General features: G+C 31.4%; 17 protein-coding genes and 1 riboswitch. Of the genes, 7 read left to right on the top strand and 10 right to left on the bottom strand.

The window, feature by feature from the left end; translation table 11 throughout:
* Positions 1 to 4 precede the first annotated feature (4 nt).
* The 6 genes from L8X24_RS00380 to L8X24_RS00355 form a co-directional block, all read right to left on the bottom strand.
* Positions 5 to 523, bottom strand: coding sequence for a nitrate reductase cytochrome c-type subunit (locus L8X24_RS00380; RefSeq protein WP_263663122.1), 519 nt, complete (start codon positions 521 to 523; stop codon positions 5 to 7).
* Entirely contained in the window at positions 513 to 1,304 is a 792-nt protein-coding gene (gene napH, locus L8X24_RS00375) for a quinol dehydrogenase ferredoxin subunit NapH (protein ID WP_263663121.1), read from the bottom strand. Before napH ends, L8X24_RS00380 begins: the two co-directional genes overlap by 11 nt.
* Entirely contained in the window at positions 1,301 to 2,050 is a 750-nt protein-coding gene (gene napG, locus L8X24_RS00370) for a ferredoxin-type protein NapG (protein WP_263663120.1), read from the bottom strand. Before napG ends, napH begins: the two co-directional genes overlap by 4 nt.
* A 2-nt stretch (positions 2,051 to 2,052) precedes the next feature.
* On the bottom strand, positions 2,053 to 4,827 hold the full coding sequence (napA, locus tag L8X24_RS00365; protein WP_263663119.1) for a periplasmic nitrate reductase subunit alpha: 2,775 nt from the start codon (positions 4,825 to 4,827) through the stop codon (positions 2,053 to 2,055).
* Positions 4,828 to 4,997: 170 nt separating this feature from the next.
* On the bottom strand, positions 4,998 to 5,792 hold the full coding sequence (gene flgG / locus L8X24_RS00360) for a flagellar basal-body rod protein FlgG (protein ID WP_039626513.1): 795 nt from the start codon (positions 5,790 to 5,792) through the stop codon (positions 4,998 to 5,000).
* 17 nt (positions 5,793 to 5,809) lie between these two features.
* Positions 5,810 to 6,622 (bottom strand): flagellar hook-basal body protein, encoded by an 813-nt coding sequence (locus L8X24_RS00355; RefSeq protein ID WP_039668554.1) that lies wholly within the window; start codon positions 6,620 to 6,622, stop codon positions 5,810 to 5,812.
* 135 nt (positions 6,623 to 6,757) lie between these two features.
* Here L8X24_RS00355 and rpoD point away from each other — a divergent pair, with 135 nt between their 5' ends.
* Complete coding sequence (rpoD, locus tag L8X24_RS00350) at positions 6,758 to 8,635, top strand: RNA polymerase sigma factor RpoD (protein ID WP_263663118.1); 1,878 nt, start codon at positions 6,758 to 6,760, stop codon at positions 8,633 to 8,635.
* Positions 8,636 to 8,656: 21 nt separating this feature from the next.
* Here rpoD and L8X24_RS00345 read toward each other — a convergent pair whose 3' ends face one another.
* Positions 8,657 to 10,750, bottom strand: coding sequence for an RNA degradosome polyphosphate kinase (locus L8X24_RS00345; protein WP_263663117.1), 2,094 nt, complete (start codon positions 10,748 to 10,750; stop codon positions 8,657 to 8,659).
* Between the two features lie 227 nt (positions 10,751 to 10,977).
* Here L8X24_RS00345 and nrfH point away from each other — a divergent pair, with 227 nt between their 5' ends.
* Positions 10,978 to 11,472, top strand: coding sequence for a cytochrome c nitrite reductase small subunit (gene nrfH, locus L8X24_RS00340; protein ID WP_263663116.1), 495 nt, complete (start codon positions 10,978 to 10,980; stop codon positions 11,470 to 11,472).
* Positions 11,473 to 11,488: 16 nt separating this feature from the next.
* Positions 11,489 to 13,306 carry an ammonia-forming cytochrome c nitrite reductase subunit c552 gene (locus L8X24_RS00335; RefSeq protein ID WP_263663115.1) on the top strand — a complete coding sequence of 606 codons (1,818 nt, stop codon included), beginning with the start codon at positions 11,489 to 11,491 and terminating at the stop codon, positions 13,304 to 13,306.
* 27 nt (positions 13,307 to 13,333) lie between these two features.
* Here the strand turns inward: L8X24_RS00335 and thiC are convergent, their stop codons facing one another.
* The 3 genes from thiC to rpe all read right to left on the bottom strand — a co-directional run bounded on the left by thiC (position 13,334) and on the right by rpe (position 16,222).
* Positions 13,334 to 14,632, bottom strand: a complete 1,299-nt coding sequence (gene thiC / locus L8X24_RS00330) for a phosphomethylpyrimidine synthase ThiC (RefSeq protein WP_258107586.1) — start codon at positions 14,630 to 14,632, stop codon at positions 13,334 to 13,336.
* Between the two features lie 44 nt (positions 14,633 to 14,676).
* A riboswitch (TPP riboswitch) is annotated at positions 14,677 to 14,781 on the bottom strand.
* Positions 14,782 to 14,813: 32 nt separating this feature from the next.
* Complete coding sequence (locus tag L8X24_RS00325) at positions 14,814 to 15,578, bottom strand: 3'-5' exonuclease (protein WP_263663114.1); 765 nt, start codon at positions 15,576 to 15,578, stop codon at positions 14,814 to 14,816.
* The gene (rpe, locus tag L8X24_RS00320; RefSeq protein ID WP_263663113.1) at positions 15,575 to 16,222 is read right to left on the bottom strand and encodes a ribulose-phosphate 3-epimerase; all 648 of its coding nucleotides are present in this window, start codon (positions 16,220 to 16,222) and stop codon (positions 15,575 to 15,577) included. Before rpe ends, L8X24_RS00325 begins: the two co-directional genes overlap by 4 nt.
* A 142-nt stretch (positions 16,223 to 16,364) precedes the next feature.
* Here rpe and rpmB point away from each other — a divergent pair, with 142 nt between their 5' ends.
* From rpmB to L8X24_RS00300, 4 genes are read left to right on the top strand one after another with little or no spacing between them, the layout of a single operon-like run.
* Positions 16,365 to 16,559 (top strand): 50S ribosomal protein L28, encoded by a 195-nt coding sequence (gene rpmB / locus L8X24_RS00315; protein WP_012661734.1) that lies wholly within the window; start codon positions 16,365 to 16,367, stop codon positions 16,557 to 16,559.
* 25 nt (positions 16,560 to 16,584) lie between these two features.
* Entirely contained in the window at positions 16,585 to 17,712 is a 1,128-nt protein-coding gene (locus tag L8X24_RS00310; protein WP_263663112.1) for a potassium channel family protein, read from the top strand.
* Between the two features lie 47 nt (positions 17,713 to 17,759).
* On the top strand, positions 17,760 to 17,975 hold the full coding sequence (locus tag L8X24_RS00305) for a YdcH family protein (RefSeq protein ID WP_263663111.1): 216 nt from the start codon (positions 17,760 to 17,762) through the stop codon (positions 17,973 to 17,975).
* Between the two features lie 33 nt (positions 17,976 to 18,008).
* Positions 18,009 to 19,136 carry a methyl-accepting chemotaxis protein gene (locus tag L8X24_RS00300; RefSeq protein WP_263663110.1) on the top strand — a complete coding sequence of 376 codons (1,128 nt, stop codon included), beginning with the start codon at positions 18,009 to 18,011 and terminating at the stop codon, positions 19,134 to 19,136.
* Positions 19,137 to 19,138: the final 2 nt, after the last annotated feature.

Genomic DNA, 19,138 nt, shown 5'->3' with positions numbered 1-19,138 from the left:
AATTTTATTTTACACCTTCATTTAAAACATCTAAAAGATTAGATTTTTTCTTTGATTCTTCGCTTTTAAATTTTGCTTCAAAGCTGTTTCCTACCAAAGGTTTAGCATCACTTTGTGGCACATGACATTGTGTACAATTAAATCTTGCATCGCTTATCATATCTTTAGTAGATTTGTTTTTTCTTAAATCAAAATAATGACTACTTGGAAGTGGTGTAGCTCCAACATCTTTAGCAATAGTCTTATCATGACAACTTAAGCAAATATTATTATCTTTAGTAATTGGAAGCATATCCTCTAAAGTGTGCGGGATTAATGGCGGAGCATTTTCAAACGATCTTTCAATCAAAACAGACTCACCAGCCACTGCTTGAGAATATTTTGCGTCCAATAATTCTACATTTTCACTTTCTAAACTTGTTTTTCTTAAACCTATATCTTTTGAATCAACACTTTTAACAGCAAGCCCACAAGCACTTATTAAAACAGCTGCTGCTAAGGATAAAAAGATTTTATTTTTCATTTTCTCTCCTTAAATTTATTATACTAAAACCTAAAGCATCATCACCGCAAATATCAATACATTTTCCACATCTTATACATTCACCTGATTTTACATCTTGATTTTCTTTACCTATCATCCAAAGCACTTGTTTTTCAGGGCACACTCCAAGACATTTATAACACTTAGTGCATTTTTGCAAGTTGTATCTTACTTTTAGCAATGAAAAATGCGAACTTAAAGCCCAAAAAGCCCCTAAAGGACAAAAATGCGAACAAGTAAATCTTGGACTAAAAAATGTATCTATACAAAAAATGATCAAAGCCATAAAAAGCCAAGAAACACCACCGAAAATAATCCCTCTTTGGATTATTCCTATATAAGAAAATTCCTCAAAAACAGGAAAAGAAAAAAGAAAAGAAAAAATCAAAACAAAAGCTAAAACATAATAACGCAAATTTTTATTTACATTAAAAACTCTTGCTTGATTAAAACCTAATTTATTTCTAATAAAATAAGCAAAATCAGTAATGATATTGACAGGACAAACCCAAGCACAAAACGCTCTTCCAGCAAAAATAGCATAAAACAAAAATACTATCAAAGCACCACTTAAAGCCATCAAATCTACTTGCAAACTTGCTAAAGCAAGTTGAATAAATGCAAAAGGATCACTTAGTGGCACCGAAGAAAATAAAACCGAAGAGCTTAAATTTCCTTTTAATATAAAATTAAATACACCAAAAGAAAAAAAAGTTAAAATAGACAATTGCACTATTCTTCTTAAAATAAGATACTTCATAGCAATTCTCCATCGTTAAGATAATCTTTAGCCTTATTTTTATTGAATTTTTTATCTGTGTTTACATCTTGTAAACGTTTTTCATCTTTTTCATCCCAACCTTTGATGTAATTATCCCCAGCTTTTCCTAAAACAAATTCTCTAGGTAAAACTTTAATGGCTGCTTTTTGTGTTATACAAGCTTTTTCACAAATCCCACATCCAACACACACTTCATGATCTACCACAGGTAGTAAAAATGCATGCTTTGCTGTTCTTTCGTTGCGTTTTGTTTCAAGTTTTAATGCTTTATCCATTAGAGGACAAGCTCTATAACAAGCATCACATTGAATTCCCCAATAAGCAACACAACTTGCACTATCAATTATAGCTATACCCATTTTTGTTTTATAAATTCCATTATTTTGCTCTAGATATTTATGATCTAGAGCATTTGTAGGACAATCCCTTATACAAGGTATATCCTCGCACAATCTGCAAGGATTTTCTCTTGCTACAAAAAAAGGTGTACCATTTTTAGCACTATTTTCTAAATTTGCTAACTTTAAAACATCATAAGGACAGGCTTTTACACAAAGTCCACATCGTATACATTTTGATAAAAATTCTTTTTCATCATCTGCCCCAGGAGGTCTTAAAAAATACTCCTGATTTGAGCTAAATGCTAAACTTGCTAAAAATGCACTTCCGCTTCCTATGCATAAAAGCTTAAAAGCAAAGGCTAAAAATTCTCTTCTATTTTTCATTTTTATGCTTTAGTAATTTTTACGGCACATTTTTTGAAATCTGTTTGATTAGACAACGGACAAGTTGCATCTAGTGTAACTTTGTTTATATATACATTCTCATCAAACCAAGGCACATACACAAGGCCTTTAGAAGGTTTATTTCTACCACGAAAATCTACTCTAGCTTTTACTTTACCACGACGTGATTCTACCCATACGATATCACCTTGATTAATTTTCATAGCCTTAGCATCATCTTCATTCATATAACAAAGTGCTTCAGGTACTGCACGGAAAAGCTCAGGAACTCTCATAGTCATAGTTCCACTATGCCAATGCTCTAAAACCCTACCAGTACATAGCCAGAATGGATATTCTTCGCTTGGTTTTTCAGGTGCTTTCATAAATGGTCTAAAGAAAATTTTTACTTTGTTTTTTAAACTGTATTTTTCTTTAGTTTGTGGAGCTAGTAAATCTCCTTTTGGTAATTCTTTAGCAAAATCACCATAGAACGCAAAGTCTGAATTTGGAGCAGCTTTTTTAGCATAATAGTCAAATTTAGTATTAAATCTCCATTGGGTTTCTTTACCATTTACCACAGGCCATCTTAAACCTCTTACTTTATGATAAGTATCAAAATCAGCTAAATCATGTCCATGACCTAAACCAAATTTGCGGTATTCTTCCCATAGATATTTTTGTACAAAAAATCCATAACCTTCAAATTCTTTACCATCACTACCTATAACTTTTCTCTCATCACCAAATACTTCAGAATTATCAAATCCTTTTGCAATATTATCTTTAGCTTTAAAAGATTTTGCTTCTTTATTAGCAAATAATACATCATATAAAGTATCATCTTCGCTATAACCCATAGCTTTAGCTTCTTCTAAAACACTTGGCAAGGTAAGCTTATCATTTACCTTAGTTTCGCCCCAAACTTCTTTTAATTTAAAGCGTTTTGCAAATTCCATGATTTGCCAAGTATCACTCATAGCTTCACCTACAGGCAGCACTTGTTGCTTCCAGTGTTGAGTTCTTCTTTCAGCATTACCATAAGCACCCCATTTTTCATAAATCATAGCACTTGGTAAAATTAAATCTGCCACCTTAGCACTAATTCCTGGGTAACAATCACTCACAACGATAAAATTATCCATTTCTCTAGCCGCTGCTATCCAGTGATTTGCATTGGCTGTATTTTGCCAAGGATTATTTACTTGCACCCAAGCAAATTTGATATTTCCATCTTCTAAATCTCTCATGATTTTTAAGTATGGAGCACCTGGTTTAGGATTGATTGTTTTTGCAGGAACTTTCCAAATTTTTTCACTAATTTCTCTGTGTTTAGGATTTGCAACCACCATATCAGCAGGTAAACGATGCGAAAAAGTCCCTACTTCTCTTGCAGTTCCACAAGCACTTGGTTGTCCTGTTAATGAAAACGCACCACTTCCTGGCTTAGCTTGTTTACCAAGTAAAAAATGCACCATATAAGCTTGCTCATTTACCCAAGTACCTCTTGTGTGTTGATTAAAGCCCATAGTCCAAAAGCTTACAACTTTTCTATTTTTTTCTATATATAAATTTGCTAATTCTTGAAGTTTTTTCTTAAATTCTTCTATGCTTTCATCTTCATTACCCTTAGCAACTTTAGCAACATAATCAAGTGTATAAGGCTCTAAAGCTTTTTTGAAATCTTCAAATGAAATTTCCCAATGCGCATCAGGAGCATTTTGGTGTTTCATTTCAAATTTATCGCCTGCTTTTACACCCAAATAAGCCAAAGATACTGCTTCTTCTTCATCTACAATAATAGCATTTTGTTTTGCTACGGTATCTTTTTCACTTGCTTTAAATTTAGGATGGTTTGGATTATTTCTCATTCCATAACCAATATCAGCATAACCTGTTGTAAAAATACAATGTTTTTCAATAAATTCTTTATCCATAGCTTCAGGATGATTATAAACAATCTCTCTAGCGATATAATTCCAAATAGCTAAATCAGTATTTGGTTTGAAAATGATTTCAGTATCTGCTATATGAGAAGTTCTATTAGAAAAAGTAGATAAATTTACGATTTTAACTTTATCTAAATTACTTAATTTTCTATCACTTACCCTTGACCATAAAATCGGATGCATTTCTGCCATATTTGCACCCCAAGTAATAATAGTATCAGTAAGCTCTATATCATCATAACAACCAGAAGGCTCATCAACCCCAAAAGTTTGCATAAAACCAACAACAGCACTAGCCATACAATGACGTGCATTTGGGTCTATATTATTTGATCTAAAACCAGCTTTTACTAATTTTGCAGCAGCATATCCTTCTTGTATAGTATATTGACCACTTGCAAAAATTCCAATCCCCTCAACACCTTTTTCTTTGTAGGCTTTTTTGAATTGTTTTTCCATTTCATCAAAAGCTCTTTGCCAAGAAACTTGTTGAAATTTTCCTTTTTTATCAAACTCACCTTTTGCATTTACACGAAGTAAAGGTGTTACTAAACGGTCTTCTCCATACATAATTTTTGCATTAAAATAACCTTTAATACAATTTAATCCACGATTTACCGGAGCTGCTGGGTCTCCTTTTACAGCGACAATTTTGCCATCTAAACTTGCAACTAAAATTCCACAGCCTGTACCACAAAATCTACAAACAGCTTTATCCCAACGCCATTTATTCTCAGTATTTGCAAGCACACTACTTGGAACACTAAGACCCGCAACACCACAAGCACTAGCAATAGCGGTATTTTTAATGAAGTCCCTTCTGTTCATTATATCCCTCGTTATTGTTTATTTATGTATATAAAGAATACATGAATATAATATTACTATGATTAGTTTAAATTTACATTATAATAAAGAATATTTTATAAGTATTTATAAATAGGAGTTTTTTAGTATTTTTTTAATATTTTTTGCATATTATAAAACGCTAGTTAATTCTAGCGTTTTAATTGATTTACAATTCCAAGCATATCATCACTTGTAGTGATTGCCTTTGAGCCAGCTTCATAAGCTCTTTGCCCTGTAATAAGATCAGTCATTTCTTCTACAAGCTGAACATTACTAAGTTCCACAAAGCCATGTTTGATAACAGAAAATCCATTCTCACCTGCTATACCTGCAATAGGTGCTCCACTTGCATCAGTTTCTACCAAAAGATTATCCCCTAAAGCATGTAAACCTGCAGGATTAATAAAATTTACAAGTTCAATTTGACCTATTTGAGTTTCAGCTGTATTTCCTGGCTGCATAACAGAAACCGTTCCATCACTTGCTACGTTAATAGCTGTAGCATCCTCAGGTATAGTCATTTCCGGCAAAAGTCTATAACCATCTGAATTTACAATATTTCCTTCAGCATCTTTGGTAAATTGACCATTTCTAGTATAAGCTATAGTTCCATCAGGCATTTGAATTTGGAAAAAGCCATTATTACCAGCAATTGCCATATCAAGACCTGAAGTTGATGTTTGTTTTAAACTACCTTCACTAAAAATTTTACTCACAGCTGTCACTCTTGAACCAAGACCCACTTCTATACCACTTGGGTGTTTTGTGGTACTTGAGGTTGAAGTACCTGCGTATTTCATCGTTTGATACATCAAATCTGCAAATTCCGCACGCGATTTTTTGTAACCTACTGTATTAACATTTGAAATATTATTTGAAGTTACATCAATTTGTGTTTGTTGTGATACCATCCCTGATGCTGCTGTGTACAATGATCTTAACATTTTATCTATCCTTAGTTTTATTTAGTACTTGCTAATTTATTAATAGCTTCTTGATTTAAATCATCCATATGAGATGTCATAACTTTTTGATACATCTCAACCATTCTATTTGCTTCGATTAATCCTACCATTTCTGTAACTGGATTAACATTTGAACCTTGAGTAAAACCTTGCTTAATGGCATTTGAATTTGGCAAATCTCTAATTTTGTTTAAATTATCGATTTTATACATATTATCGCCATCTTTTTGCAAATCTCTTAAATCATCAACTTGCGCTACGAATAATCTTGCTATATCTTGATTAGATGCACTGATGATTCCATTTTTATCCACATTAATAAAAGAAGTGGAATTTCCTATGCGTATACCATCGTTTTCAGGATTGTTAAAATAATCACTGCTTAAAACTCTATACCCTTGACGATTTACCAAATATCCCTCATCATCAAGCTGGAAATTTCCATCTTGACTCAATCTTACCTCACCATTATTTGTTTTAATTAAATAAAAAGTATCCTCACGAGTAAGAGCTAAATCCAAAGGATTATGCGTCATTTTCATAGAACCTACGCTAAAATTTGTATAGACGTGATTAACTTGTGGAACCCTATCTATAGTTGTATTTACAAATCTTGCAGCATCTCTTGTATGATTTTGTATAGGTAACTCATCTTGAGTTTCTTTAAAAATCCTTTTAAAATCTGCAATAACAACATTATCTCTTTTATAGCCACTTGTATTTACATTTGCTAGGTTATTAGTTACAACATCTAAGCGATTAAACTGCGTAACCATAGCACCAGTGGCTTGATAATACCCATTTTGCATTGTTTTTCCTAACTAAAATCTTAATTTTCTACACGATAAAGCAAAAGCTATTCCAAAATGTTTTTATTTGTTTTTAATTAATTTTTAGGCATAATATTTAGTTTTACACTCATTACTTAAATACAAGGGGTATCCATGGCTAATGAAACTAATGTTTTAGAAGAACTTTTCAAAGAAAATTCTAAAGATTATATCACATATGAAAAACTTGTCAAGTATTTTGCAAAGCTTCCAAATGCAACAAGTGCAAAAAAAATCCGCGATTTAATGGATAAACATAAAGTAGAATTAATTTCTTCAGCTGAAATTGCTAAAAAAAGAAATTTAGAAGAAGCAAAAAAACTACAAGAAGAAAAACAAAAATTACAAGATACAAGTTTAGAAAATGAATTTGATTTAGCCAATGAAAACGATTTGCTTGAATGGAGTAGATCAGACTCTCCTGTTAGAATGTATTTAAGAGAAATGGGACAAATTGCTCTTTTAAACAAGGACGAGGAAGTTGAAATTTCTAAAAAAATTGAGCTAGGTGAAGACATTATCATTGATGCTTTTTGCTCGGTTCCTTATTTGATAGATTTTATACTTGATTATAAAGAACCTTTAATCAATAGAGAAAGAAGAGTAAAAGAGCTTTTTAAAAGCTTTGAAGATGATGATAAAAGTGATGATGATAAAAGTGATGACGAAATAGACTCTGAAGAAGAAAATGAAAACGAGGAAAATGAAAGCTCAAGCGAAAAAAAACCCAAAAAAGTAAGCAAAAAAGAAGACGAAAGAACCTTAAAAGTTATAGAAAGTTTTAAGGCCTTAGAAAAAGCAAAAAAAGAATGGTTAAAAACCATATCTACTATTAATGCAGAAAAAAACGATGATGAATTATTGGATAAACTCATAATTGCTTTTAAGAAAAATATATTAAAAGAAAAACTAATGGATCTAGGTCCAACTTCAAAACTTATCTCTGAAATCGTAAAATCCATGGAAACAGCTTTAAAAAGCGATGAAGAATTTGACAAAGAATTAAAACGCTTAGAATATCGCTTACCAATGTTTTCAGAAGAATTAAAACAAAGACACCAAGATATCTTAAAAGATATTACCAAACTTAGCAAAGAAGAAATCGCTGAACGCGCACTAGAAACTACCATGGTAAGCACTTATATGGAGATAAAAAAACTCATTCAAACCAAAGAGGCTAGTCAAAATTCTTTTGATTTAGAAAAAGATCAACTAAAAGAAATTCTAGAGCAAATCAAACGTGGTAAAAAAATCTCAGATGAAGCTAAAACTAGAATGGCAAAATCAAATTTACGCTTGGTTGTAAGTATTGCTAAAAGATACACTAATCGTGGATTGCCATTTTTAGATTTGATCCAAGAGGGCAATATAGGCTTAATGAAAGCGGTAGATAAATTTGAATACAAACGCGGTTATAAGTTTTCAACCTATGCAACTTGGTGGATTAGACAAGCTATTTCAAGAGCAATTGCCGATCAAGCAAGAACGATTAGAATTCCTATTCATATGATAGAAACTATTAATCAAATCAATAAAATCATTCGTGAATACTTACAAAAAGAAGGTAAAGAACCTGATGTAAGTATTATTGCTAAAGAAGTGGGACTTAGCATAGATAAAGTAAAACAAGTGATTAAAATCACTAAAGAACCAATTTCTCTAGAAGCGCCTATTAGCAATGAAGATGATGGTAAATTTGGAGACTTTGTAGAAGATAGAACTTCAATTTCACCTATGGATCACATCTTAAAAGATGATTTAAAAGAACAAATTGATGAAGTTTTAGATCAGCTTAATGATAGAGAAAAAGCTGTTATTAGAATGCGTTTTGGCTTAATGGATGATGAGAGTGATAGAACCTTAGAAGAAATCGGTAAAGAACTAAATGTCACAAGAGAAAGAGTAAGACAAATAGAAAGCTCAGCTATAAAAAAACTCAAACACCCAAAAGTTGGTAGAAAACTTAAAAATTACATAGAAGGTTGGAAATAATCCTTGCTAAAAAAGCAAGGATTAGCTATCCCTAAAAAGCTTCGTTGCTAAGTGTGTTGCTCTACTATGATCAGTATCTTTTTTCAAGGTATTAAAAATTCTACTAATATATTCTTCTAAGATTTGCTGAGAATTATTAATTTTTTCTGCTTCATTTAAAGTAACCTTACGATATCTTCCTTCACTATCTAACTCATAAGCTAAATCATTATCACTTAATTGCAGTTTTAAAATTTGGGCTAATTTTGCACGTGAATGCTCATCAAAAATAGGAGTCATTAATTCCAGTCTTCTTTCTAAATTTCTTGGCATCCAATCAGCACTTGAAATAAAATAATTTGGCTCAGTGTGTTTAAAATATAAAATTCTAGCATGCTCTAAATATTTTCCCACTATACTTCTAACTTTTATATTTTCACTATATCCTTTTACTCCAGGTCTTAAACAACAAATTCCACGCACAATAAGATCTATTTTAACACCCTTATTTGAAGCCTCATATAAAGCTTTAATCACATCACCATCTACTAAAGCATTCATTTTGGCTATGATTACCCCATCTTTTCCATGACTTGCTTCTGTAGCTATCATATCTAAAATTCGTTCTTTGATTTGCTTTGGACTCATTGATAAAGTCTTTAATCGACGGCTTTTGCTATATCCTGAAAGTATATGAAAAAAAGTTGTAGTATCTTGAGAGTATTCTTCTTTAGAAGTAAAATAACTCACATCAGTATAAATTTTAGCTGAACTTGCATTATAATTGCCTGTACTTAAATGATTATAAATTTTTAATTTATCCCCTTCTTTTCTAATCACTTGAGCTACTTTTGCATGCACTTTAAAACCAGTGATTCCATACACCACATGAGCCCCTGCATTTTCTAATGATTTTGCCCAGTGCAAATTATTTTCCTCATCAAAGCGTGCTTTTAATTCCACCATTACTGTAACTTGCTTGCCATCACTGGCTGCATCAATTAAAGCTTGGACTATGTTTGAATTTTTTTCTACCCTATAAAGAGTCATTCTTATAGAAACAACCTTAGGATCTTTACTTGCTTCTTTGATAAATTGATATACAGGCTCAAAACTTTCATAAGGCTGTATAGCCAATATATCTTGTTTATCAATTGCACTAAAAATAGATACATTATCTCCAAAAGGTGGTAAAATCTTTGGTGTATACACAGGGTTTAGTAAGTGTGTAAATTCTTTATTAGAAATGATTTGCCACAGTGATGGTAAATTTAAAAGTATGCTGTATTCATAAATGTCTTTATGAAAAATATTCATATGAGAACTTAAAAATTCAATCAACTGCTCATCTGCGCCTTTTTCTATTTGCAAGCGTATAAAAGCACCTTTTCTACGAAGCTTTAAACCCTGCTCTAAAATCAACATAAAATCATCAGCCTCTTCTTCTTCTATTTCCATATCTGCATTTCTAGTTACCCTAAAAGCAGCAGATGATAAAAGCTTATAACCAGGAAAAATATGTTCAGTATGATGGCGTACTATACTTTCTATAGGCACATAAATATTCGAACTTACTTGATAAAATCTTGGTAAAACCCTAGGTATACGTATCATGCCAAATTTTAAAAGTTCAGGATGCATAGGATCACAAAGCTTTACCGCCAAAGAAAACGAAAGATTATTTAAATGCGGAAAAGGATGGGTTGCATCAACCGCAATAGGCACTATTACAGGAAAAATATTAGAGAAAAAATGCTCATTACATTGTTGTTTTAAATCCTCATCAAGTTCTTCATATAAACGAATAAACAAATTTTCTTTTTCTAAATCTTGAGTTATTTTAGTAAAATACTGCTCTACTACATATTTTTCTTCATGTAAATAATTTCTAATGGCTTTAAGTTGCGCAAGAGGAGTCATTTCATCATTACTTGCTGTGCTTATTCCTGCTATAAAAAGCTGTTTTAATCCAGCTACCCTTATCATATAAAACTCATCTAAATTTGTACAATATATAGCTATAAATTTAAGTTTTTCAAGCAAAGGAAGATCTTTAGAACATTGATCTAAAACACGGGAGTTAAATGCAAGCCAAGAAAGTTCTCTATTAATATACATTGATGGTTGAATTTGCATAATACACCTGCCTTATTTTCTAGTATTTAATATTTTAGTATTTCTTTTATTAAAATTTATTTTATTTTTATAATAGTAAATAAATTTATATAAAAAAATAATACTTTTTTTATCTTATTAAAAAAATTATAAATAAATAATAAATTTATATTTACTTTTTAAGATTTTATAGATAATATAATTATACTTAAGTTCTTGTAACTTAAACTTCATTCAAAGGAGAGACTTTGAAAAAAGCAAACTCAAAACTTTTTGCTGTTTTCCTCTTCTTGCTTGTAATTTTAGCAGGAGTTGGAATGTATACTTTCCATAATGCTAAAGGCACTTCTTATTTTAGCGATGCTAGTGAAAGCTGTAATAATTGTCATATTATGAACGAAGTTTATAATGATTATTTAAAAGCTTCACACTCTAAAGAAGTTGATGGTAAACCAAGAGCAACCTGTAATGATTGTCATTTACCACATAGCTTTTTTGAAAAATGGATTGCTAAAGCTCAAAGTGGTTTAGGACATGCTTATGCATTTACTTTTAAACTTGATTCTTTACCTACACATTTAAGTGCAAATACAAAAAGTAAAGAAATAGTCCAAAATAACTGCATAGAATGTCATAAAGAAATTGCGAGCAACACTATCAACCCTACTCTAGATCCACATAAAGATAATTCCTTAAGTTGTGTATCTTGTCACCAAGGTGTTGGTCATAAGAGAGGATTTTAAATGAAAGGAGTAATTAATGAATAATAAAGGCATTTTATATAGTGCTATAAGTGCTACTATAGTAGCTATTGCGGGCGTATTGTGGTTAAATCAAGATATCACAGCTAAAACAAATGATTCAGTAGGTGGAATCATTTCTCAAGAAATTGTAAAACTTGGCGATGAAAACCCTACTTTTGATTATTGGGGAAAGAATTTTCCTGATTATTTAGATATGCATACAGCAGTGGAAAAACAAGCACCTAATGCAACAGAATTTGGTGGAAATTTAGCTTATTCAAAACTAATCCGCTATCCACAACTAACTGTTCTTTGGGCGGGTTATCCATTTAGCATTGATGCTAATGAAGAAAGAGGACACTTTTGGGTTCAAGTAGATCAAATGGATACAGCTAGAAATAACAAAGATTTCTTAAATGCACATGGCTTTGCAGGATTTGGTGGTCAACCAACAGCTTGTATGAATTGCCATAGCGGATGGACTCCTTGGCTTTTAAACAACACCGCAAAAGGTGATTGGGTGGCATTTAACTCTGCAAAATATTGGACTATGATTAAAACAGTTCCTGCGGTAAATGGAGCTAAAGAAAACTCGCCTGAGCACAGTGGACCTCATGGTGGAAAAAGAATGGGTGTAACATGTGCAGATTGTCACAACCCAACAGACATGAGTTTAAGACTTACAAGACCAGCTTTAATTAATGCATTAATTTCAAGAGGCTATGAGGCAGATGAAAAACAAGGCATTAAAGCTTCAAGAAGCGAGATGAGAACTTTAGTATGCTCTCAATGTCACGTTGAATATTATTTCAAACCAACAGGTACTAAAGTAAAAACTATCGGTGAAAGTATTGCTAATGATAGTTCTAAAAAATGGTGGAATGGTACACAAAAAACTTATGATGAATTTGACTCTTGGAGAGATGGAAATAAACCAATTGAAATTGAGGTTGATGGTATAGAGTTAACCTATCCATGGAGTGAGTGGAAAAAAGGTGAGCCATTTAGAATAGAAATGTTTGATGATTATTATGAAAAAAATAGAGAAAATTTCCCAAGTGATTGGGTTCATAAAATCACTAAAGCACCTATGCTAAAAATTCAACACCCAGAAAGCGAGCTTTATAGTGGTGGAGTACATGCTGCAAATGGTGTAAGTTGCGCAGATTGTCATATGCCTTATATTAGAAAAGGTGCAAAAAAAGTTACCAACCATAACATCACCTCGCCTTTAGTTGATATTAATTCAGCTTGTAAAACTTGCCATACTCAAAGCGAAAGCTATCTAGCTAAACAAGTAAAAGATATTCAAAATTCAGTAGCTCATGATTTAAGAACAGCTGAATATTCTTTAGTAAGCTTGATTAAAGATGTAGAAACTATTCGCGCAGAGCTTGGAAAAATGCCTAAATTCCAAACTAATGGCAAAGCAGATGATGCTAAAATTTCAGCTGAATTAAAAGAAGTATTAGAACTTCATAGAAAATCTCAAGTAAGAGCAGACTTTGTAGGTGCTGAAAACTCAACAGGATTCCACAATCCTAGAGAAGCTTCAAGAATGCTTTTACAATCAGTTGATATGTCAAGACAAGGACAAACTAAATTAGTAGAAATTGCGGCCAAAAATGGTATTAAAGATTTCAAAACTTCAAATTTAGGTTTTGAAGATATTCAAAAATTAAATCCAGGTGAAATTCACTATAAAGTAGATCTAAATGGCAACAAAGCAGGAGATCGCTACTATAAACACCAAGAAGTAAATGGTAATCCACCAGCAAAACTTCTTGAAGATGATAAAAATCTAAAACCTTATAATTATAAAGTAATAGATTAATCAAAATAAACCCTCATAATCGAGGGTTTATTCTTTTATCAAACTTACATCCTCGCCTTTTAAAATTTTATTCATAGTGTTCATAGCACACATTTTTCCACACATTGAACAAGAATTAAGCTCTTCAGGCTTTCTTTCATTAAACATTTTCTTAGCCTTTTCTCCATCAATTGCCAATTTAAACATTTTTTCCCAATCAATATCTTGTCTAGCTTTACTCATTTCATCATCTATTTTTCTTTCTTTAGGAAGTTTGGCTATATCTCCTGCATGAGCTGCTATTTTAGTCGCTACTATACCATCTCTTACATCTTCTAAATTTGGAAGTCTTAAATGCTCAGCAGGGGTTACATAGCAAAGTATATCAGCACCAGCTGCTGCTGCAACTGCTCCGCCGATTGCTCCACTTATATGATCATATCCTGCGCCTATATCAGTAACCAAAGGCCCTAAGACATAAAAAGGCGCGCCGTTGCAAATTCTTTTTTCAAGTTGCATATTAGCTTCTATTTCGTTAATAGCCATATGGCCAGGTCCTTCTATCATTACTTGCACATCTTGAGCCCATGCTCTTTTAGTTAATAACGAAAGTTCGATAAGTTCAGCAATTTGAGCTCCATCACTTGCATCATGAGTACAACCAGGTCTTAGCGCATCGCCCAAAGAAAGTGTCACATCAAATTCCTTACATATAGCGAGTAAATCATCATAATATTCATAGAAGGGATTTTCAGCATCATTCATTTGCATCCAAGCATAAAGAACTGAACCTCCTCTTGAAACTATATTAGTAATCCTATCACACTCTTTAAAAACTCTAGCAGCACGAGAATTTATCCCTGCATGAATTGTCATAAAATCCACTCCACTTTTAGCATGATGATACACTACATCTAAAAAATCTTTTGCCTTAATATCTTTTAAATCTTTTTCTAAAAATCCAACCGCATCATAAACAGGCACCGTGCCTATCATAGCTTTTGAAGTGGCAATTAGCTCATCTCTAAAACGACTGGTTTTACCATAATTACTAAGATCCATAATAGCTTCTATATTAAATTTATGAGCCAACTCTACCTTTTTCATTTCTTCGCTATAATCTACACAATCATTTGAAACACCTAAATTTACATTTACTTTTGTTTTAAGTCCATAGCCAATACCATTTGGGTCTAGTGCTTTATGGTTGATATTTGCAGGAATGATAATTTTTCCACATGCTATATTTTCAAGCAAAAAATCTTCACTTACTTGCTCTTTTTGTGCAACAATTTGCATTTGTTTTGTAAAAATTCCTTCTTTTGCATAAGACATTTGAGTTTTCATTTAAATTTATCCTTAAAATAAAATTTGGATAAATGAAGGGTATGTGAGTAGTTGATAAATTATCCCAACGCTAGCATTACCTAGTTCTGGTGCGGTCTAAGCTTTTAGCTTACTCTCAGCCTGTATCACAAGCTCCCGTCATTTATGCAAAGCAAGTATAGCAATAAATACAAAACAAAGTTTATTTTTTTATTTGATTTTTAGCTTGCTTGCTAAAATGTAACAATTCTTCGGTAGTTTTTATATAAAAAGGAATTTTTTTAAGACAGTATTTTAAAATTTCACTTGCAGCCAAAGCATCACTTAAGGCTCTATGATGCTTACTTTCAATACACAAAAACTCTTTTAGCGCATCAAGACCGTATTTTGGACTTTCAATACACTTTTTAGCTAAATCAATAGTACATAATCTTCTATTTAAAAGCACCCCAAAATCATTTTCATACATAGCTTTAGATATAAAATGATAATCAAAACGCACATTGTGTGCTACAAAAATACTATCTTTTAAAAATAATTTAAAATCATTTAACACAGTTTTTAAAGAAGGTGCATTTTCTACCATATCCAAACTAATCCCGGTTAATTCTGTAATATTTTCAGGTATGCTTTCTACTTTTATAAAACTCTCAAATCTATCAATTTCTTTATAATTTTGAATTTTCACCGCACCTATTTCTAAAATTTGACCACTTTTTATCCCACCAGTGCTTTCAATATCTACTACACAAAAAATCTCATCTTTTATTTTTGTATTTTTACTTTTTAAGCACAAGCAATTTTGCGCATTAAGCTCCACTCCTAGTCCTAAAAGCTCAAAAATATATAAATCAAACTCATAATGATTTAATTCTTCTATTTTTGCAAGTTCTTTTAAAACCCAAGGAAAAGGTTTGTTTTCTTTACTTAGCTTGATGATTAACTCATCGATTTGTTGTTGGCTCAAAATTCAAGCTTTAAAGAATTGATTGCTGTTTTTTTATCTTGCGAGGAAAAGATATAACTACCTGCGACTAAAATATCAGCTCCTGCTTCATCCAAATCAGGTGCGTTTAAGCCATTTACCCCACCATCTACTTCTATAAAAACTTTAAGATTTTTCCTATCTATCATTTCTCTTAACTGTCTAATTTTATCATACACTAAAGGTAAAAAACTTTGCCCACCAAAGCCTGGATTAACACTCATTAAAAGCACCATATCTACAAATTCTAAAATATGCTCTATACTTGAAACTGGAGTATGTGGATTTAAAACAATAGCAGGATGAATACTATTTTTTCTTATATACTCACACACCCTAATAGGATGATTTTCAGCTTCCAAATGAAAACTGATAAATTTTGGCTTTATTGGGATAAATAAATCTACAAAACTACTAACATTATGCACCATTAAATGCACATCTAAAGGCACTGAAGTAATTTTTGAAATATTTTCAATCACACAAGGACCAAAAGTAAGATTTGGTACAAAATGTCCATCCATCACATCAATGTGCAACAAATCAGCCCCTGCTTCACACACATCTTTAATCTCATTTTCCAAATTTAAAAAATTTGCAGACAATAAACTTGGCGCTACATACATTTTATATCTCCAATAAAAGTAAAAAATAATTTTATCATACTTATTATCAAATTTTCTTTATGTATTTTTGATAATATTTGATTTTTTTAAGCTTGTTTTAGATACAATGCTAAAAATTATTTTTATTTCATAAGGAAAATTTATGTCAAGAATTTGCCAAATTACAGGAAAAGGACCTATGGTAGGTAACAATGTTAGCCATGCTAACAATAAAACAAAAAGACGCTTTTTGCCAAATTTAAGAACAGTTCGTATTACTTTAGAAGATGGAACTACTAGAAAAGTTAGAGTTGCTGCTTCAACTTTAAGAACACTTAAAAAGCAAAGTAGTAAATAATCCTTAATGTAAATGAGGAATTACTATGTCTTTTTTAAAAAAGCTACAAAAATTCCTCAATTGGTCTCCCTCTCCAAAACCTTCAATTAATCTCAATGATGAGCTTTATGAGCAACTTAAATTTTTAAGAATTCCTCTTATTGCCGTTGTTGTTATGACATTAATTGGGGCTTTTGGTTATATGCTCACAAGTAATTACAACCTTAACGATGCTATTTATCAAGCCGGTATGACTTTTACCACTTTGGGTTATACTGAAGTTAATCCCATACCAACAGCAGGTAGAATTTTTACTGTTGTATATGTACTATTAACTTTTACAATATTTACTTTTTGTATGGGTTTAGTAATAGAAATAGTAAAAAAAGGTGTTTTGTCTAAAATCATCAAGGAAAGAAGAATGCTGCATAAAGTTGCAAGATTAAAAAATCATTTTGTAATATGTTACCATAATGATTTTACCATAGAATTAGCACAGCAATTTAGAGAAAATCATATTCCTTTTGTTGTGGTTGATGAAGTTGAAAATTTCAGCGAGATTGCCGAAAAATATAATTATCCTTATTATATAGAAAGCGCACCTCATACTAATATAGCCTTTTTAAAAACCAATCTTTCTAGCGCAAAAGGCGTAATAACCCTTAGTAATAACATAGCAGATAATATTGCTATCATTGCCTCAGTAAGATTATTTGAAAAAGAACTACAAAGAATTAATCCTTATTTTATACTAGCTAGCTCAAGCAACGAAGATGAAACAGAAAAACTTAAAAAACTTGGAGCAAATTCTATTGTTTCTGCTACAAAATTAGTTGCACAAAGACTTAGTGCGATGTCAGCAAGACCAGATATGGAAAATTTATTAGAAAATTATCTTTATAAAAAAAATAGCCCTATTGATTTAGAAGAGGTTAAAATTCCTGATGAATCATGGGTGAGATTTAAAAGATTAAAAGAAATTCATTTAAGAGATATGGCAAACGTAAGTATAGTAGGAATTTTAGAAAATAAAAAATTCACACCTATGCCAAGAGGTGATACTTTAATAGGTACTGGAGCAAAATTATTAATCGTAGGTACAGCAGATAGCATAAAAATAGCCAAAAAGATTATAAAAAACAAGCAAAAACCCGATGAGTTAAAATATATTTAACTTATTTTAAGCTATAATCAAATATTAATTTTAAAAAGGAGGCTTATATGCTACATGAATTTAGAGATTTAATCACTGAGCTAAAAGGTAAAGACATGCACTTTGATAAATTGTTTGAAGATCACAATGAACTTGATCACAAAATCAAAGACGCAGAAGAAGGTAGAATTCATCTAGATAGCTTGGAAATTGCAAATCTTAAAAAAGAAAAACTAAGATTAAAAGATGAGCTAAACACTTATTTATCAAATTATAAAAAATAATTTCTTTCTAATTTTAACTTTCAAGGAAAAACTATGTTTGGAAAAAAAAGTCAATCAAAACAAGACTTTGAAGATTTACAAAATAAAATCAAAGAACTAGAAGAAGAAAACAAAAAACTTCTTTTAGAAAAACAAGAATTAATCGAAAAATACGAAAAGCAACTTCAAGAAGATTGTGGGAAAACTGCACTTGAAACTCGTCTTTTGGAGATGTTATTAACTGGAGTGTTAAAAGGCATTTCAAATGTACAAGGCGATATGCAAGAAAATGTAAATAAAGCTGAAATGATTTCCCAGTATTCTGACTCATCATTAAAAGATATGCAAGAATTAAATGCAATTACGCATTCAATTATATCTTCACTTCAAAGCATTATTGAATCAGCTAACCGTTCAAGAGATACAGCAGGTAATTTACACCGTAGCGTTGATGAAATCACTAATGTTATTAACTTAATCAAAGATGTATCTGATCAAACTAATCTTTTAGCACTAAATGCCGCAATTGAAGCTGCTAGAGCAGGAGAACACGGCAGAGGCTTTGCTGTTGTTGCTGATGAAGTTAGAAAACTTGCCGAAAAAACACAAAAAGCAACCTCTGAAGTAGAATTAAATATTAATTTATTAAAGCAAAATGCAGATGAAATGTATGGACAAAGTGAGCAAGTAGAAAAAGTATCATTAGAATCAAATGAACATATTATAAAATTCTCTAGTAATTTTGCTCAATTAATCTCTAATGCAAATTCAACTAGCTCACACGCTAAACGTATTGCTTCTGAAATTTTTGTTTCCTTAGCAAAATTAGATCATGTTGCTTTTAAATTAAATGGTTATAATGAAATCATTCATGCTTCAGGTAAAGCACTTTCTGATCATTTAAGTTGTAGACTTGCAAAATGGATTGCAGGTGTGGGCAAAGAAAGATTTTCTAGTGGAAGAGCTTTTGGTAAGTTAAATTTACCACACCAAAAGGTGCATGAAAATATCAACCAAGCTGTTGCCTTGGCACATAATGAAAATACAGGCAATGAATTAGTTCAAAATCAAATTCTAGATAAATGCTCAAATGCTGAAAAAGCCTCTGAAGATTTATTTGTAATCTTTAAAGAAATGCTTGATGAAAAAGACCCAAACATTGAAAATAAAGAAGAAAAATAAAA

Origin of the sequence: Campylobacter sp. CNRCH_2015_0814 (assembly GCF_025772765.1) — a bacterium.
Lineage (GTDB): Bacteria > Campylobacterota > Campylobacteria > Campylobacterales > Campylobacteraceae > Campylobacter_D.
The sequence above is the reverse complement of the archived record's forward strand: the minus strand, read 5'-3'. Positions and strand labels throughout refer to the sequence as shown.

Excerpts from the sequence above, each read along its gene's own strand:
- rpoD (WP_263663118.1), top strand. The coding sequence starts at position 6,758 with ATGGCTAATGAAACTAATGTTTTAGAAGAACTTTTCAAAGAAAATTCT.
- L8X24_RS00355 (WP_039668554.1), bottom strand. The coding sequence starts at position 6,622 with ATGCAAAATGGGTATTATCAAGCCACTGGTGCTATGGTTACGCAGTTT.
- L8X24_RS00380 (WP_263663122.1), bottom strand. The coding sequence starts at position 523 with ATGAAAAATAAAATCTTTTTATCCTTAGCAGCAGCTGTTTTAATAAGT.
- L8X24_RS00305 (WP_263663111.1), top strand. The coding sequence starts at position 17,760 with ATGCTACATGAATTTAGAGATTTAATCACTGAGCTAAAAGGTAAAGAC.
- napG (WP_263663120.1), bottom strand. The coding sequence starts at position 2,050 with ATGAAAAATAGAAGAGAATTTTTAGCCTTTGCTTTTAAGCTTTTATGC.
- rpe (WP_263663113.1), bottom strand. The coding sequence starts at position 16,222 with ATGTATGTAGCGCCAAGTTTATTGTCTGCAAATTTTTTAAATTTGGAA.
- napH (WP_263663121.1), bottom strand. The coding sequence starts at position 1,304 with ATGAAGTATCTTATTTTAAGAAGAATAGTGCAATTGTCTATTTTAACT.
- napA (WP_263663119.1), bottom strand. The coding sequence starts at position 4,827 with ATGAACAGAAGGGACTTCATTAAAAATACCGCTATTGCTAGTGCTTGT.
- L8X24_RS00335 (WP_263663115.1), top strand. The coding sequence starts at position 11,489 with ATGAATAATAAAGGCATTTTATATAGTGCTATAAGTGCTACTATAGTA.
- L8X24_RS00345 (WP_263663117.1), bottom strand. The coding sequence starts at position 10,750 with ATGCAAATTCAACCATCAATGTATATTAATAGAGAACTTTCTTGGCTT.
- L8X24_RS00300 (WP_263663110.1), top strand. The coding sequence starts at position 18,009 with ATGTTTGGAAAAAAAAGTCAATCAAAACAAGACTTTGAAGATTTACAA.
- flgG (WP_039626513.1), bottom strand. The coding sequence starts at position 5,792 with ATGTTAAGATCATTGTACACAGCAGCATCAGGGATGGTATCACAACAA.
- rpmB (WP_012661734.1), top strand. The coding sequence starts at position 16,365 with ATGTCAAGAATTTGCCAAATTACAGGAAAAGGACCTATGGTAGGTAAC.
- L8X24_RS00310 (WP_263663112.1), top strand. The coding sequence starts at position 16,585 with ATGTCTTTTTTAAAAAAGCTACAAAAATTCCTCAATTGGTCTCCCTCT.
- thiC (WP_258107586.1), bottom strand. The coding sequence starts at position 14,632 with ATGAAAACTCAAATGTCTTATGCAAAAGAAGGAATTTTTACAAAACAA.